A 16,844-nucleotide genomic window follows, 5' to 3' on the forward strand; every position below is an offset into this window, starting at 1 on the left:
TTATCGCTTGCTCAAGGCCTGTCCCATGGCGCGCGCTGACGACATTGCCAATCTCTTCCAGTGCATTGGGGTCAGCCCAACCAGCTACCGGGAGATGTCGAGCCTGCTTGGCACCGCCCAGGCGCTTGCGCTACCCCCCATGGACGCTGTGCCTCCTGGCTTGACCAACAGCCTCGAACACATCCCGTCATCCGCCGCCAAGCGGGCTGTGCCGGCGCGCGTGGTCGTGGTGGTGTCCGCCAATGGTGGCGTTGGTAAAAGCACTGTGACAGCCGCACTGGCCTGCGCCTTGAACCGGGGTAACCGCGCGTACGCGATAGACCTGGACCCGCAAAACGCGGCAATGCGCAACTTTGCGTTTCGTACCAGAAAAGCTGGGCTCGTGCAGTTCTGGCAAGGCCTTGCTACCTGGCCGGAAATCGTCCACCACAACGACCTCAGGGGCTTCTGCATTCCCTATGGCAATGCCACTCATGCGCAGCAGCATGAATTTGAACGAACCCTGCACGAGGACCCCGAGTGGTTGGTTCGCCAGCTTTCACAGCTTCACACCAGTCCGCGAGACACCCTGGTCATCGATACCCCTACTGGCAGTTCGGTCTACCTTGACCAGGCACTTGCCATCGCCGACCTCATACTGATGGTGGCGACCCCCGATGCGGTCAGCTACCACGCGCTCGAACGCATGGAGCATGCGCTCATCAAGCGGGATGCCGGGCAAAAACATCCCCCCCTGCGTTACGTGATCAACAAAGTGGACCCCACGCGCGCCGCCAGCCTGGACATGCTCACCCTGATGCGCAAGCGCATGGGGCTCAACCTGCTGGGCATTATCCATCAGGACTACTGCCTGGCCGAGTCGCTGGCCGTGGAGCGTACCCCACTGGACAGTTTGCCCAGCACCCAGGGCGGTCTGGACCTGCTGGACCTGGCCCGGACGCTTCAACTTGCCCTTTCACAGCCCCAGCCTACGCAACTGAGTACGTCATGAACCTGCCTGCCCCTGCCCCATCCAGAACGCCGCAGCCCGATCACTGGCTCGACCATCTGGGTAAACGCCACTGGCCTTATCGCAGAACCTGGGTGACGATACTCGGCGCTTTGGGCCTGACGTTGCTGGCAAGTATCATCAGCGCGCCATTGGACCTCTACAGCCAGTGCTTCTTTGCCGGTGTGTGCTGCTGCGCTGCACTACTGCTGCGCAAACTGCCGGGGCGCCTGCCCATACTGGCGCTGGTCGTGCTGTCGCTGATTGCCTCCTTGCGCTACATGTATTGGCGCCTCACCGAAACCCTTGGTTTTGACGATTGGCTATCGGCATGCTTTGGCTACGGCCTGGTGCTGGCCGAGGTCTACGCGTTGGTGGTGCTCCTGTTCGGCTATGTGCAGACTGCCTGGCCATTGCGGCGCAAGCCACACCCGCTCAGCGACAGCCCCAGTGACTGGCCAACGGTTGATGTGTTCATCCCTACCTACAACGAGTCGCTCGATATCGTTCGGCTGAGCATCTTCGCCGCCCAGGCGATGGACTGGCCCGCAGACAAACTCCGCGTACATGTGCTTGACGATGGCCGACGCGATGAGTTTCGCCAGTTCTGCGCCGACATCGGGGTCAACTACCTTACCCGTGCCGATAACCAGCACGCCAAGGCGGGTAATCTCAATGCAGCGCTCAAGGTCACCGATGGCGAATACATCACGATCTTCGATGCCGACCATGTGCCGACGCGCTCTTTCCTGCAAATCGCCATGGGGTGGTTCATTCGCGACCCCAAGTTGTCAATGCTGCAGACACCGCACTTTTTCTTCTCGCCGGACCCGTTCGAAAAGAACCTCGACACCTTCCGCGACGTCCCCAACGAGGGCGAGTTGTTTTATGGCCTGGTGCAGGATGGCAACGACCTGTGGAATGCCACCTTCTTCTGCGGCTCTTGCGCTGTATTGCGGCGCTCCAGCCTTGAAGAAGTGGGTGGGGTAGCCGTTGAGACCGTCACCGAGGATGCTCACACAGCCCTCAAACTCAACCGCGCAGGCTACAACACAGCCTACCTGGCGATCCCTCAGGCGGCCGGCCTGGCCACCGAGAGTCTCTCACGTCATATCAGCCAACGCATCCGCTGGGCACGCGGTATGGCCCAGATTTTCCGCACGGATAACCCGTTGCTGGGCAAGGGGCTGAATCTCGGCCAACGCATCTGCTACGCCAATGCCATGCTGCACTTCTTCTATGGCTTGCCGCGCCTGGTATTCCTGACCGCACCACTGGCCTACCTGGTATTTGGCGCAGAAATTTTCCACGCATCAGCACTGATGATTACAGCTTATGTGCTGCCCCACCTGTTCCACGCCAGCCTGACCAACTCGACCATTCAGGGGCGTTTTCGCCATTCGTTCTGGAACGAGGTCTACGAGACGGTGCTTGCCTGGTACATCATGCCTCCCGTGCTGATGGCGCTGGTGAACCCCAAATTCGGTGGTTTCAACGTCACCGACAAAGGCGGCATCATCGACCGCCATTTCTTTGACTGGCGCCTCGCCCGCCCCTATCTGGTGTTATTGCTGTGTAACCTGACAGGCCTTGGTTTTGGCATCCATCAGTTGATCTGGGGCGACCCCTCAACCCTCACCACGGTACTGATCAACCTGGCCTGGACGCTCTACAACCTGGTGATCACCAGTGCTGCGGTTGCCGTTGCCAGCGAGACGCGGCAAGTTCGCCGTGAACCGAGGGTTCAGGCCCGGCTGCAAGCCAGGGTCAGCTTGCCCGATGGTCGCCAGTTCTTTTGTCGCACGTTGGACTTTTCACAGCGCGGCCTTTGTCTGGAGCTCCCGCCACGCATCAACCTGGCATGCGGTGAGCGCATTCAGGTTGGCCTCATTCGCAACCAGCAAGTCGTCGACTTCGACACCACGGTCGTCTTCAGCAAAGACCGCGCCGTCGGCACCGAGTTTGCGCAACTGACCCTGCAACAGCAGAGCGACTTGGTACGCCTGACGTTCGCCCGCGCCGACACCTGGGCCAGCAACTGGGGAAGCGGCGAACCCGACTCGCCACTCAGCGCACTGCGCAAAGTCAGCCGTATAGGCATGGGCGCAATGCTTGCCCTGTTACGCGATGCCGCCTTTCGGCGCACCTAGCAGGCCAACGCCCACGCATCCAACGCCCCAGTCAAAATTGCACTCGGACTCGCCATGAACCTACATACCCAACGCCGCGCCAACGTTCGCAGCTGTCTTCAACTTGCCGCCGTCGCCAGCTCAGCCCTGCTTGGGCTAAGCGCTCAAGCGGCATCGGAGCCGGTAACGCCGGCAGACACTGCCAGCTATAACTTCACGCTGAAGCAGCTTGGCCGCCCCGACACTATCAACCTGCAAGGCACTGAGTCCTCCGATGGGGTGAGCTTCGGCGTGCGCGCCGACCATGTGGTGACCAGTGCCCGGCTGCAACTCGACTACAGCTACTCGCCAGCACTGCTCGCAGACCTTTCACAGATCAACGTGCTGGTCAACGACGAGGTAGCCGCCAGCCTGGTACTGCCCAAAGACGGCGCAGGCAAGCCACAACAGCAAACGGTAGAGATCCCGGCGCCACTGATTAGCGAGTTCAACCGCCTGCGTCTGCAGTTCATTGGTCATTACACCCTAAGCTGTGAAGACCCCCTGCACAGCAGCCTGTGGGCCAAGATCAACACCGCAAGCCAGCTACAGATGCAGGTGGCGCCAATCCGCCTGCAAGACGACCTGTCAATTCTGCCGCTGCCGTTCTTCGACCGTCGCGACTCGCGTCGGGTAGAGCTGCCTGTCGTATTCGCCGCGCCCCCATCGGCTGGCATCCTAGAGGCGGCAGGTACACTGTCTTCCTGGATCGGTGCTTTGGCCGCCTACCGTGGCGCCAGGTTCCAGGCCAATGTCGGGCAAATTCCGGCCCACGGCAGCGCAATCGTTTTGGCGGTAGCCAGCGCACCCTTGCAATTGGGCGAGCTCCCTCTTGCCGAGGCCAAAGGCCCCACCGTGAGCCTGATGGGCAACCCCCACGATCCCTATGGCAAGCTACTGGTGATTACCGGCCGTGACGAGGGCGAGCTCAAGCTGGCGGCCAATGCGGTGGCACTGGGCAACAAGGCACTGGACGGCGCCAGTGTGCTCATCACGCACATCGAGCCCCTGACACCACGGCAGCCCTACGATGCACCGAACTGGTTGCCGACGGACCGCCCGGTCAAGCTTGGCGAACTGATCGCGCCCGATCGGCTCAGTGTTTCGGGCTACAACCCGGGCAATATCGACATCCCCCTGCACTTGCCACCAGACCTGTTCAGTTGGCGGGAAACCGGCGTACCGCTGACGCTCAAGTACCGTTACACACCTCAGCAACGCTCCAGCAACTCGTCGCTGCTGGTGAGCTTCAACGATGCCTTCGCCAAATCGATGCCGCTGCCCTCGCTTGCAAACCTCGGCGAAAGCGAATTGCTTGCAATGCTCAAGAAGGACGCAAGCCTGCCTCGCGAGTCCACCGTGCTGCTGCCGTTGGCCAACGCCACGCCGCGCTCACAGCTGCAATTGCGCTTCATGTTCGACTACATCAAGGAAGGGGAATGCCGCGACATCATCATCGATAACATGCGTGGCCTGATCGACCCGGAGTCGACCGTTGACCTGCGCGGCTATGACCATTACATCGCCATGCCGAACCTGGGGGTGTTCAACGACAGTGGCTTCCCCTTCACTCGCCTGGCAGACCTGTCACAGAGTGCCGTGGTCATGCCGGATGGCAGCGGCGAGCAAGAGTGGAGCACGTTGCTTACGGTGCTCGGGCGTTTTGGCCGTTCGACAGGGTATCCGACCACAGGCTTGCGCGTGGTGGATGCAAGCACGCTTCAGGCAGTTGCCGACCGCGACCTGCTGGTGATTGCATCCGGCAACAACCAGCCGCTGCTGGAGCAGTGGGCCAAACACCTGCCCGCAGTCACAAGTGGGGCACGCCCCTATTTCTCATTGTCAGACCTGGGCCTGCAAGCCCGCGACTGGCTCACCCCGTCGGCTCACGCGCAAGCACACAAGACCCAACTGAAAGTGGACTACTCCGGCGCCAGCCAAAGCACCTTCCTGAGTGGCTTCGAATCACCGCTCAGTGCTGGGCGCAGCGTCGTGGTGATCGCAGCCAGCAGGCCAGAATCGCTGGCCGACGCCACTGCCGCAATGCTCGGCGGCGAGCAATACCAGGACAGCATCCAAGGCAGCCTGGCCGTTATCAATGGCCTGAAAATCGACTCACTGGTGGCCGAAGAGCAGTACTACGTTGGCAACCTCGGGGTGTTCAAGCACGTGCAATGGCAACTTGCCCGACATCCGCTACTGATGCTGCTGGTTACCTTGCTGGGCCTGGCGGTGGTCAGTTCGTTGCTCTACCTGGCATTGCGTGCACGCGCCCGCAAGCGCCTTGCCTGAAGAGGATCGGGAGATGATGCAGCGAACCTGGCACTGCCTTCGCGCGCCCCTGTTGGCACTGGCCCTGACGGTACCCGGTGCCGCCCAGGCTGACTGTATGGCCAACTGGCCGCTGTGGGAGGGCTACGCTGGACGGTTTGTGCAGCAGGACGGGCGCATGCTCGGCTCCAGCATGAACCCTGACCAGAGCAGCTCCGAAGGGCAGTCCTATGGCATGTTCTTCGCGTTGGTGGCCAACGACCGCAAACGCTTCGAACAGTTGTGGCAATGGAGCCGGGATAACCTGGCCGGTGGTGATACCCGCCGCAACCTGCCGGGTTGGTTGTGGGGGAGCGACGGAAAAGGAGCCTGGACGGTACTGGACCACAACTCGGCCAGCGACGCTGACTTGTGGATGGCCTACGCCCTGCTCGAAGCCGACCGGCTTTGGCATGAGCCCCGCTACCGCACCGAAGCCCTGCAGATGCTGGATAACGTCGAGCGCACGCTGGTACGGGACGTACCTGGCCTGGGCCGCATGCTGCTGCCCGGCCCGCAGGGTTACGAACACCCCGACCAGCTTTGGCGCTTCAATGCCAGCTACCTGCCACTGCCGCTGCTGCGTTACTTCGCTCAGGCCCGGCCGGAAGGCCCATGGAACGACATCGCCAACAGCACGGTGGACATGCTTGCCGACCCTGACATCAACCCCTACGGCTTCGTCCCCGACTGGGCAGCCTACCGTGGTGACGGCCAGGGTAACGGCCGTTTTGGCAGCGATCCCTTCAGTAACGATATTGGCAGCTACGACGCTATCCGCGTCTACCTCTGGGCCGGGATGACACCTGGTGACGATCGCTTGACCAAACGCCTGCTCGCCAGCCTGGACGGCATGGCACAAGCCACCGAAACCCTGGGCACACCGCCGGAAAAGGTTCATGTGCTGACCCGCACGTTCGAGGGCACCGGATTCTACGGGTTCTCGGCGGCGCTGGTGCCGTTGCTTCAGGCCAAAGGATTACGAGCGGCGGCAGCGCAGCAACAGGCGATCGTCGAGCAAGCATTGCGCGACTACGCAAACCCTGCCAGCCCGTCTTACCACACGCATCAGTACTACCACCTGATGCTCAGCCTGTTTTCCCTTGGGTGGAGCGAAAAACGCTACCAGTTCACGCCCAACGGGAGCGTTCAATTGTCTTGGGAACACCAATGCGCAAACAAACCTTAGCCATCGCTGTGTGGGCGGCGTTAAACAGCGCCTGCGCCTCGGCAGCCGAGCCTTCCAGCCCCCAGGCCCTGTTGGTTCAGCAAGGCCTGTACTGGCAACACAAGGAGCACCCTGAGCGGGCAGCCGAGGCCTGGCAAAAGCTGCTGCACATTGCACCCGAGCACCCCGACGCCCTGTACGGCCTTGGGCTGATCGCCGTACAGAAGGACCAGGCAACGGTTGCCAACGGCTACCTGCAGCGCCTACGGACACTAACGCCCACCCCGCTGCAGGCCTTGCAGCTGGAGCAGGACATCCGTCTGGCCACCCCTGAAAAGCAGCAGATGCTTGAACAGGCTCGGGAGCTGAGCGATGCCGATCAACGCGAACAGGCGGTGTCGCTTTATCGCCGCTTGCTTGAAGGCCGCGAACCGCAAGGGTTGATTGCCCGCGAGTACTACAACACCCTCGGCTTCACCCAGGCTGGATGGCCGCAAGCACGCAAAGGGCTGGAGCAACTGGCCCGGCAACGACCAGACGATTCAATCCTTGCGCTGTTCCTGGCCTTGCACCTGGCGCGAAACCCCGACAGCCGTACCGACGGCATCCATGCCCTGGCCAAGCTTTCACACAACCCTGATATCGGTGGCAATGCCGACGAGACCTGGCGCTTTGCCCTTGAATGGTTGGGGCCGCCCAAGCGCGATCAGATCGTGTTGTTCCAGCAATACCTGAACGCACACCCGGACGACACACACATCCGCGCGTTGATGAACAAAGGCATTGCACAGAGCCGAAATGGCCAAGGGGCATGGCAACGGGATCTGCGTGTGAGCAAAGCCTTGAAGGCGCTTGACGCCGGTGACCTGGCCAGCGCCGAAGCAGCATTGCAGGCGCGGCTTCTGGAGCAACCGCAGGACTTCGACGCGCTTGGCGGCATGGGTGTGCTGCGCCAACAGCAAAAACGGCTGGATGAAGCCGAGGATTACCTGATACAGGCCACGCGCTTGCCTGGTGGCGAGCAATGGCGCTCGGCCCTGCAGGACGTGCGTTACTGGAAGGACCTGGCTGACGCCGATAACGCTGCGCGCGCGGGCCGCTTCGACGATGCTCAACGCACGCTTGGCCAAGCCATCGATGCACGGCCGAGCGACCCGGCCGGCCCTACCGCATTGGCGGCCTTGCATGCCCGTCGTGGTCAATGGGAAGCCGCCGAAACACAGTACCGCCAAGTACTGGCCCGTACCCCCGACTACGCCGACGCGCTCAGCGGCCTGATCAACGTGTTGACCCAGGCGGGCAAGGAAGAGCAAGCCCTAAGCCTGGTTGACGGGCTTACCGCGCAACAGCGCACACGCCTTTCTTCCACCTTGCGCATCAAGGCGCTACGCGCGACTCAGGCCGGTAAACGTGCCGAACGGCAAGGCGACTTCACTGCCGCACAAGCTGCCTACCAGGCAGCGCTGGCTGACGACCCGCAAAACCCATGGGCGCATTTTTCCTTGGCCCGCGTGCTGCTGGAGAACGGCCAGGTCCAGAAGGCCCAAAGGCTGATGGACGACCACCTGAAGCGCCACCCTGACGACCCCGATGCCCTGTACTCCAACGCACTGCTTAGTGCTCACCGCCAAGCCTGGGCCGAGGTGCAGCGCACGCTGCAGCGCATTCCCCCGGCACGTCGTAGCCAGGCGATGCAAACGCTGGAGCAAGACAGCCAACTGCACCTGCAGGTCGAAAAAGCGTTGGAACTGGCCCGCCGTGGCCAACGCGAGCAGGCTTGGGGGTTGCTGGCGCAGACGTCCCCCGCCGCAGCGGGAAAGCCCGAGCGTATTGCCTTGATCGCATCGGCCTACGCCGAGACCGGCCAAGCCGAGCAGGCCGAGCGTTTGATCCACGGGTTGCAGGATAACCCCGCATCAACGCGCTTGCTCAAGGCCGGTGTGCTGCTAAAAGCCGACCAGGACGCTGAGGCCAGCGAGATCCTGCAAGCACTGAAAGACCAGGACCTGGACGATAAAACTCACCGCCAATTCACCGACCTGCTCTACCTGTACCGCGTCAAGCAGGCAGACAAGCTGCGCGAAAAAAATGACCTGGTAGCCGCCTATGACATGCTTGCACCGGCGCTGGCACAGCGCCCGCATGCACCTGCGGCCGTGACTTCGCTGGCGCGCATGTACAGTGCCAGTGGCAACTGGCCAAAAGCTCGCCAGGTATACCAACCCTTGCTCGATGGCGACCCGGACAACGCTGCGTTGCAGCTTGGCTTCGCCGACCTGGCCGTCAAGGGGCGCGCATACCCCCAGGCAGAACAAGCGCTGGCCAAAGCCCTTGCGTTGCAACCCGACGCACCGCATACCCTGACCCAGGCCGCCCAGCTGTACCGCAGCCTTGGCCAGGCAAGCAAGGCACGCCAACTGCTGAACAAGGCGCTGGATATCGAACAGCGCGAGCAACCGCCCCGCCTTGTGGCTGCAGCCCCGGCGCCCTCCACACGCGTAGACAACCCGTTCGTGCGCCTGCCCGGGCAGCGCCAACAGGCCACCTTGCTGGCTAGCAACGATTGGGTCCCCGCCCCTGTCACCAGCGACCCATCCACTACCAACGGGCCATCGCTGGCCACCTACGACAGCGTCGAACCGCCCCTTGTCGGGACCAGCCCCGCACAAGAGACACTCGACACCCTGGGCCAAGTCCAGGGCCCTTACCTCAACCAGGGGCTCAGCGTACGTAACAACAACAACGACAAGGGCCTGGGCAAGCTTACTGATATTCAGGCCCCATTAGCCGTCGGCTTTCCCATGGACGAGGAGGGTCGCAGCCTGGCCCTGCGCGTTACCCCGACCTGGCTGCAGGCGGGTACACCAAAAGGCTATTCCGTGGCGCAATTTGGCACCAGTGGCTTGGGCAGCGTGGGCCGCCAGCAAGACAGCGGTGTCGGTTTGTCCGTGGCCTACCTGAATGAGGACAGCGGCCTGAAAGGCGACCTGGGCGTAAGCCCGCTGGGTTTCACCTACAGCACAGCAGTGGGTGGTATCAGCCTTGAGCGTGCCCTGCAGAGTGCCCCTGACTATCGGTACACGCTTAGCGCCTCGCGGCGATCGGTCACCGACAGCCTTACCGCCTTCGCCGGTTCACGTGACTCGCGCAGCGGCGCCAAGTGGGGCGCCGTAACCGCCAATGGCATTCGTGCCGAGCTTAGCCATGACGATCAGCGCACCGGTTACTACGGTTATGCCTCGGCTCACCGCCTGCTTGGCGAACACGTCGAAGCGAACAACCGCTTCGAACTGGGTAGCGGTATCTACTGGTACCTGCGCAACACTCCCGACAGCCGCCTGACCTTGGGCGTGAACGGAACAGCCCTGAGCTATTCGGACAACCAGAACTTCTACACCTATGGCCATGGCGGCTATTTCAGCCCACAAAAATTCTTCGCCCTGGGTATCCCCGTGGATTGGGCACAACGAGGGCCGCGTTTCAGCTATGCCTTGCACGGCTCTGTGGGGGTGCAGTACATCGACCAGGACAGCGCGCCGATCTTCCCCGGCCATTCGGCGCTGCAGGCCAATGCCGATGCCGTCGGTTTGTCGCGCTACTCGGGCCAAAGCAAGACCGGCATCGGCTACAACCTGCGCGCCACTGGCGAATACCGGCTCGAGCGTAACCTGTACCTGGGTGTCAACCTGGGCCTGGACAACGCCAATGATTACAAGCAGTACACCGGCAGCCTCTACCTGAGGTACGGCTTCGATGAAGTCAGCAGGCCAATGCCCCTGCCCGTCCGCCCTTTCACTTCTCCCTATTCAAACTGACCGCCAAGGACTCCCATGGCCACATCTTCCGTATTGGCAGGCCTGACCCTGCTGGTGATCGGCGAAAGCCACATGAGCTTCCCCGATTCCCTGATGAATCCCTTGTATGACGAACTGACCCGACAAGGTGCCCAGGTTCATGCCATTGGCGCCTGTGGTGCCAACGCCGAAGACTGGGTGACCCCCAAGCTCAAGCTTGACTGCGGGGCCACACGCGACCCCGGCGGCGCGCTCAAGCTGATGAGCCGCGGCACCATGAGCACTGAACCCATTACCCAGGTGATCGCCCGCGACAAACCCGATGTGGTGGTACTGATCATCGGCGACACATTGGCCTCCTACAAAACCACACCATTCCCCAAAGTGTGGGCCTACCAGAGCGTCACCGCGCTTACCCGGCAAATTGCCGCTACCCATACACCCTGCGTGTGGGTCGGCCCCGCCTGGGGCAAGGCCAATGGCAGCAACATCAACGAAAACCAGTACGGCAAAAACCAGGTAAGAACGCAACTGGTCGCCAGCACCCTGGCAAAGATGGTCGCACCCTGCACCTACATCGACTCCACCCAGCTTTCCAAGCCTGGGCAATGGGTCACCTCCGATGGCCAGCACTTCACCATCGCCGGTTACAAAGCCTGGGCCAACGCGCTTGGAACATCGCTCAGCCAGTTGCCCGCCAGCGCATTGAAAGGAGCAACCCCGTGAAAGCGTCCTTGCCTCTTGCATTTGCGTCTAGCCTGGCGTTCAGCGTGGCTAGCCCGGCGGCACAGATTGCCCTCTACCCGACCGGCCCTGCCCAGGATTCGGCCTACATGCGCCTGCTGAACCCGAGCGCTAGCGCACTCGCCTTGCAACCTGATGGCGGGCAGTCGCAGTTGCAATTGCAGGCCGGGCAACTGAGCAGCGATTTCATGCCAATACCGGGTGGCCAGCGAATTACCGGCAACCTGGAGCGCGACAGCCATCAGGCCCGCCTGCACCTGCAGGCAGCGCCTGGCGAATTCATCACGGTTATCACGCTGGCCAATGCCCAGGGCGGCATCGACCCTCTGATCGTGCATGAAACCTTTGAACTGCCGAACATGCTCAAGGCTTCGCTGGCCCTGTTCAATGCCGACGCAAGCTGCGTGGAGCCCCAGGTGAAGCTTGCAGGGCATGATCTGGACCTGTTCGCCAAAGCCCCGGCGGGTAACCCCAGGCGCCAGGAAATAAACCCACGCTCTGGCCTGAGTGTGCAGTTGCAGTGTGCCGGCAAGGCCGTGGGCGCCCCCCAGGATTTGGGCCCTCTGCTGGCCGGTGAACGCTACAGCCTGTTCCTGCTCCCCTCGCCCTCTGGCACGCAACTTCGCAGCATCACCGACAATACCGCCCACTGACTGGATAAACGGCACTCATGGTCTTCGCTTCGCTTGAGTTTCTCACGCTGTTTCTGCCGTTATTCCTGTTGGTCTATGCGTGCGTACGGCCCGCCTGGCGCAACCTGGTGCTGTTGATCGGCAGTTGGCTGTTCTACAGCTGGCTAAGCCCGCTGTTCCTGCTGTTGCATATGGCGCTGACCGTATTGGCCTGGGTCGGCGGTCTGCTGGTGGCGCATACGGATGAACGCAACCGGACGCGGATGTATCTGCTTGTGGCGCTGATCGTTACCAACACCGCAGTGTTGTGCTGGTACAAGTACGCCAACATCCTTGCAGCCTCGTACAACCAACTGCTCACCCATTACGGCGCCATGCCTGTGGAATGGCAGCGGGTCGCCCTGCCCGCAGGTTTGTCATTCATCGTGCTGCAGGCCATCTCGTACCTGGTGGACGTGCATCGCCATGTGGTGCCGGCAGAGCGCAGTTTCGTGCGCTATGCCACCTACATCTCGATGTTCGGCCATTCGATTGCCGGGCCGATCATTCGCTATGACTGGGTGCGCCGTGAACTGGAGCAACGCCTGTTCAACTGGCAGAACTTTACCTTGGGTGCACGACGGTTCATGGTCGGCATGTGCATGAAAGTCCTGGTGGCCGACACCTTGGCCCCGCTGGTGAATGTCGCCTTCGCGCTTGACCAGCCGTCACTGATCGACGCCTGGATTGGTTGCCTGGCTTACTCGCTGCAGTTGTTTTTCGATTTTGCCGGCTACAGCGCCATGGCCATCGGCCTTGGCCTGATGCTGGGCTTTCACTTCCCGGAAAACTTCAATCGCCCTTACCTGGCCAGCAGCATCCAGGACTTCTGGCGCCGCTGGCACCTGTCGCTGTCCAGCTGGCTGCGCGATTACCTGTATATCGCGCTGGGTGGTAATCGACGAGGCAAGTGGCGTACCTACCGCAACCTGTTCCTGACCATGGCAATTGCCGGGCTTTGGCACGGTGGTGATAGCTGGAACTACCTGCTGTGGGGCTCTGCTCACGGTATTGCCCTGTGCATTGACCGTGCATGGTCACGCTCGGACCTGCCCTGCCTGCCGAGCTGGGCGGCACACACTGCTACATTGCTGTTCGTTTTCCTGGCCTGGACGCTGTTCCGCTCACCCGACTTCGCCACGGCGCTGAACATGTATGCAGGCCAGTTCGGCTTCCACGGCACCGCCATTGGCGACGTAATGGCCACCACCCTACGCCCTGTCCATGCGCTGGCCGCAGTGCTGGGTGTGCTAACGATTGTGGCCCCGCTGTTGCAGCCTACCGTTGAAAAGCACTTTGCCGACCATCCACTGTTCCTTCTGTCGGCATCCCTTTGGCCCGTGCTGGGCTTCGCGTTGTCGTTCTGTCTGATCGCCAGCCGCGAATCCGTGCCCTTTCTGTACTTTCAGTTCTGATGAACCAGACACCTCAAACACCACCCTCTGCGGCCCCCCAGCCATTGTCTCTGGCGGCGCGAACCAGCGCCCTTGCGGGTTACCTGTTCGTCCTGTTCATGGCAGCCGCGCTGCTCTCGTGTGCCTGGCTGTTGCGTGGCCCGATCACCTGGCTGACCCCCAACCTGGACCACGACGCATTGCTGCATGGCGAATTCACTCACCACTTGGCCAGGCAATTGACAGCCGCACCGCTGCCGCGAAATGCCGCCAACCTGGAGCGTGGTGCCAGTTGGATACTGCTGGCCGACCTTGGTCCGCGCGTGCGCGAAGGTTGCCCTGGGTGGCTGTTCCTCGCCGACGAACTGCACCCTCAGCCCCAGGCAGAACGCAATGCCCGGGCCAAGGCTCAGGCCGTGATCGACCTGCAACAGCACCTATCACAACGGGGAATCCAGCTGCTGGTGGCCATCGTGCCGGATAAAAGCAGAATCGCCAGTAGCGCTTTGTGCCACCTGTACCGTCCTGCCAGGCTTGAATCACGTGTAGCGCATTGGCGGGGGCTCTTGCAAGCAAGCGCAGTGCCCGTCCTCGACTTGAGCGAGCGCCTGACGCCGCTTGGCAAGCGGGCGTACTTGCGCACCGACAGCCACTGGAGCGAGACGGGCGCACAGGCAGCTGCTGCGCAGGTGGCGCAAGGGGTTGCGGCGCTCCAGGTCGCGCCCTCCCCACGGCAGGCTTTCGAGCTTACGCAAGGGCCCATCGCGCCCCGCCCTGGAGACTTGGTGCGCCTGGCAGGTATCGACTGGTTACCACTTGCCCTGCAACCGCCGGTCGAGCAAGTTGCAGCATCGCATATCCAGGCGCTGCCCTCTCAGGTTGAGGACAATGGCCTCGATGACTTGTTCGGCGACAGCGCCTTGCCGAACATAGCGTTGATCGGCACATCGTTCTCCCGTAACTCCGGTTTTTCGGGCTATCTGCAAAAGGCGCTGGGCGCCCCCATTGGAAACTTCGCTAAGGACGGCGGTGCGTTTTCCGGGGCAGCCAAAGCCTATTTGGCCAGCCCGGCCTTTCAAAAAACGCCGCCGAAACTGCTGATATGGGAAATACCCGAGCGGGATATCCAGACGTCGCTGGAGGGTGGCCGGATTCTGCCCTGATACCGGCTGGGCCCAACATGGGCGTTTGCTGAGCCGCAGAAGGCTGCCGCCTGCAAGGCAGCATTGGGCCTAGGCCAGCCTCATCGGCCGAGGAACTCGACAACTGCCGTGGCAAATGCCTGGGGTTGATCCAGCATGACGAAGTGGAAGCTGCCGTCAATCCGCTTGAAACTGATGCCCCGCGTGCCGGCATAGGCATCAGCGAAGGTTGCATCGACACGGGCCGCGGGTATGCCATACAGGGGGTCATAGGCATACACGACCTCTACCGGTGCCTGGATACGGCCGAGTTCCGGGCGCAAGTCGGTGGTCATCAGTTCATGGGTGGCATCGGCTACCGTCTTGCGGTCCGAGCGCAGCGCTGCATCAACCAGTGCCGGCCTGGCCGCTGCGGTCTTGGCCAACCGGTCGATGGCTGCCCGCTGCATCGTTTCGGCCTGCGCTGCCGGTGCCGCCAACATCGCATCGCGCAAGGCGGCAGCCTGTGGTGCTGCCGTTTCAGCGGTTGCCGCCGGATCGATCAATAACGTGTAGAACGGCAGCGCGTCGACCACCATCAGCCGTCCCACCTGCTCGGGGTGACGCGCGCCGAGCATCAGCGCAACCTCGCCGCCCAGCGAATGGCCAATGATGGCCGGTGCCTCCAGGTGCTGGCTGCGGATATAGCCTGCGACTGCCTCGGCCACGGGAGCTGCCACGCGCCCCTGCGCAGCGGGCACGGCAGGCGCGCCGGCAAATCCTGCAACCTGCACCAGATGCAGGCGGTGCTGCTGGCGCAGCGCACTGGCAAGCCCTGCCCATACTTCACGCGATGAGGCCAGCCCAGGGATCAGGATAACGTCTGGCCCGGCGCCCTCGACCTGCACAGAAATGCGTTCATCAGCCGTAGACACTGATTGGCCTGGTGCGGCTAACGCCGAAGACAGGGCAACGCTGGCACCGATTGCCGCAAGCAGGGTTCGTACACGCATAGTGGCCATTCCTTTGACTTGAACCTGGAAAAGCCCGCCACTATAAGGCGTGCCACACGGCATGGGTAAACTATCGTTTGCAACCCGGTACGCTACACCGTTAAAGTCGGGGCCTGGGCGCCGGCTGCGCCTGCGGTCCGCGCGAAGGGGTTGCCCGAGCCATGCACCCCTACATTTTCGTACCAGCTCCCGGCTTGTCGGCGGACCGAGCCCCAAAGGAGTTGGCATGCCCGCCATCAATGCATCTCGCCACCACGGCCTGCTCGACCTGCCCGCCTTGCGCAAACGCGCCAAGCGCTTGCTGACTGCACTGAAAAACCACGAAGCCGACGACACCCGCGAGCAATTGCGCACGCTTGGCCTGCCCGGCCCCGACTACCGGCTTGCCGACACCCAATGGCTGGTAGCCCGCGAGGCCGGATTTGCCAGCTGGCCCAGGCTCAAGGCCCATGCCGATGCCGTGGCGTTTGCCGCGCGCCATCCCGGTTTTTCTGCTGATGACGAGGCTGCCGTACAGCATTGGCGCTGTGGCAACGACATCGCCCACAGCTTGCGCACCGCCGGGTTTACCGGTGCCTTCCAGATGTTCGAAGACCCGATGGTCATGGGGCCGGTACCGGCATTGCCCGAGGCACAGTACTGGCAGGTGCGGGGTGCCTACGTGCAGCAGGCGTTCAAGTTGACCCCACAAGACCTTGAACAGCGCCAGGCGGTACAGCGCAATGCATTGGCCGGGCTGAGCCACGACAGCCAGCTCGTGTTGTGGTGCGAGGCCGACGCCTACGACCAACTGTTCCTGATTCGCGTGCTCGCCAGCCTGCCCGGCCTGCCCCGCCGGCTGGAGCTGATCGAAATTGACCAGGTGCCCGGTATCGAGCGCTTCATCGGCATCGGCCAACTGGCCCCCGACCTGCTGGCCTGGCTGTGGCCACAACGTCGCGCACTGGGCGAGGATGCACTGGCCCTGGCGCGCCAGGCATGGGCGGCCTACACCGCACCTGATCCACAGGCCTGGGCACGCCTGGCTGGCCGCCAGCATACGGCCTTGCCATTGCTGGGTCGGGCACTGGCGCGCCAGCTGCAAGAGCTGCCGGGGGCGATCGATGGTTTGAGCCTTACCGAACGCCTGCTGCTGCGTGCGCTAGCGTCACGCGGCGAGATGGCGGCCGGGCGCGTGTTTGGCCAGTTGATGATGCGGGATGATCCCCTGCCTTACTTGGGCGACATGATGTTCCATGTCCTGCTGCAGCCCCTGATCCATGGGCCGCAGCCATTGCTGCTGGAAGGCCCTGGAGAGGCCTGGGCACAGCGGCAGTTGCAGCTGACCCCGCTTGCCGAACAGGTGCTTGCCGGGCAGGTACACTGGCTCGATTGCAACCCCGCACCGCGTTGGGTTGGCGGGGTGCTGATCGATGCGGCGGACAGGCCTTGGGTGGTCAGCGAGCAAGGCGAGGTGTGGCGGCGTCGATAGCG

11 protein-coding genes are annotated in these 16,844 nt (G+C 62.4%); 10 read left to right on the forward strand and 1 reads right to left on the reverse strand.

The features are described 5' to 3' along the window. Window positions 1–25: 25 nt before the first annotated feature. Genes bcsQ through QQ992_RS15480 form a run of 9 tightly spaced genes read left to right on the forward strand, consistent with a single transcriptional unit; the run spans window position 26 to window position 14,400 of the window. Entirely contained in the window at window positions 26–991 is a 966-nt protein-coding gene (bcsQ, locus tag QQ992_RS15440; protein ID WP_286110163.1) for a cellulose biosynthesis protein BcsQ, read from the forward strand. After that, on the forward strand, window positions 988–3,138 hold the full coding sequence (bcsA, locus tag QQ992_RS15445) for a UDP-forming cellulose synthase catalytic subunit (protein ID WP_286110164.1): 2,151 nt from the start codon (window positions 988–990) through the stop codon (window positions 3,136–3,138). The genes bcsQ and bcsA overlap by 4 nt, the downstream gene beginning before the upstream one ends. A 54-nt stretch (window positions 3,139–3,192) precedes the next feature. Then, window positions 3,193–5,448: a cellulose biosynthesis cyclic di-GMP-binding regulatory protein BcsB gene (bcsB, locus tag QQ992_RS15450; RefSeq protein WP_286110165.1), complete on the forward strand. Its 2,256-nt coding sequence runs from the start codon at window positions 3,193–3,195 to the stop codon at window positions 5,446–5,448. 13 nt (window positions 5,449–5,461) lie between these two features. After that, on the forward strand, window positions 5,462–6,655 hold the full coding sequence (gene bcsZ, locus QQ992_RS15455) for a cellulose synthase complex periplasmic endoglucanase BcsZ (RefSeq protein ID WP_286110166.1): 1,194 nt from the start codon (window positions 5,462–5,464) through the stop codon (window positions 6,653–6,655). Further along, window positions 6,637–10,449, forward strand: coding sequence for a cellulose biosynthesis protein BcsC (locus tag QQ992_RS15460; RefSeq protein ID WP_286110167.1), 3,813 nt, complete (start codon window positions 6,637–6,639; stop codon window positions 10,447–10,449). The genes bcsZ and QQ992_RS15460 overlap by 19 nt, the downstream gene beginning before the upstream one ends. A gap of 15 nt (window positions 10,450–10,464) precedes the next feature. After that, complete coding sequence (locus tag QQ992_RS15465; protein ID WP_286110168.1) at window positions 10,465–11,154, forward strand: SGNH/GDSL hydrolase family protein; 690 nt, start codon at window positions 10,465–10,467, stop codon at window positions 11,152–11,154. Next, complete coding sequence (locus QQ992_RS15470) at window positions 11,151–11,825, forward strand: cell division protein FtsQ (RefSeq protein ID WP_286110169.1); 675 nt, start codon at window positions 11,151–11,153, stop codon at window positions 11,823–11,825. Before QQ992_RS15465 ends, QQ992_RS15470 begins: the two co-directional genes overlap by 4 nt. Window positions 11,826–11,842: 17 nt before the next feature. Further along, complete coding sequence (locus QQ992_RS15475; protein WP_286110170.1) at window positions 11,843–13,258, forward strand: MBOAT family O-acyltransferase; 1,416 nt, start codon at window positions 11,843–11,845, stop codon at window positions 13,256–13,258. Further along, window positions 13,258–14,400, forward strand: coding sequence for an alginate O-acetyltransferase AlgX-related protein (locus tag QQ992_RS15480; protein ID WP_286110171.1), 1,143 nt, complete (start codon window positions 13,258–13,260; stop codon window positions 14,398–14,400). Before QQ992_RS15475 ends, QQ992_RS15480 begins: the two co-directional genes overlap by 1 nt. A gap of 80 nt (window positions 14,401–14,480) precedes the next feature. Here the strand turns inward: QQ992_RS15480 and QQ992_RS15485 are convergent, their stop codons facing one another. Further along, on the reverse strand, window positions 14,481–15,371 hold the full coding sequence (locus QQ992_RS15485) for an alpha/beta fold hydrolase (protein WP_286110172.1): 891 nt from the start codon (window positions 15,369–15,371) through the stop codon (window positions 14,481–14,483). Window positions 15,372–15,597: 226 nt separating this feature from the next. Here QQ992_RS15485 and QQ992_RS15490 point away from each other — a divergent pair, with 226 nt between their 5' ends. Next, the gene (locus QQ992_RS15490; protein WP_286110173.1) at window positions 15,598–16,842 is read left to right on the forward strand and encodes a DUF1835 domain-containing protein; all 1,245 of its coding nucleotides are present in this window, start codon (window positions 15,598–15,600) and stop codon (window positions 16,840–16,842) included. The last annotated feature ends 2 nt before the right edge of the window (window positions 16,843–16,844 follow it).

The organism is Pseudomonas kurunegalensis (genome assembly GCF_030291635.1).
Classification (GTDB): Bacteria; Pseudomonadota; Gammaproteobacteria; order Pseudomonadales; family Pseudomonadaceae; genus Aquipseudomonas; species Aquipseudomonas monteilii.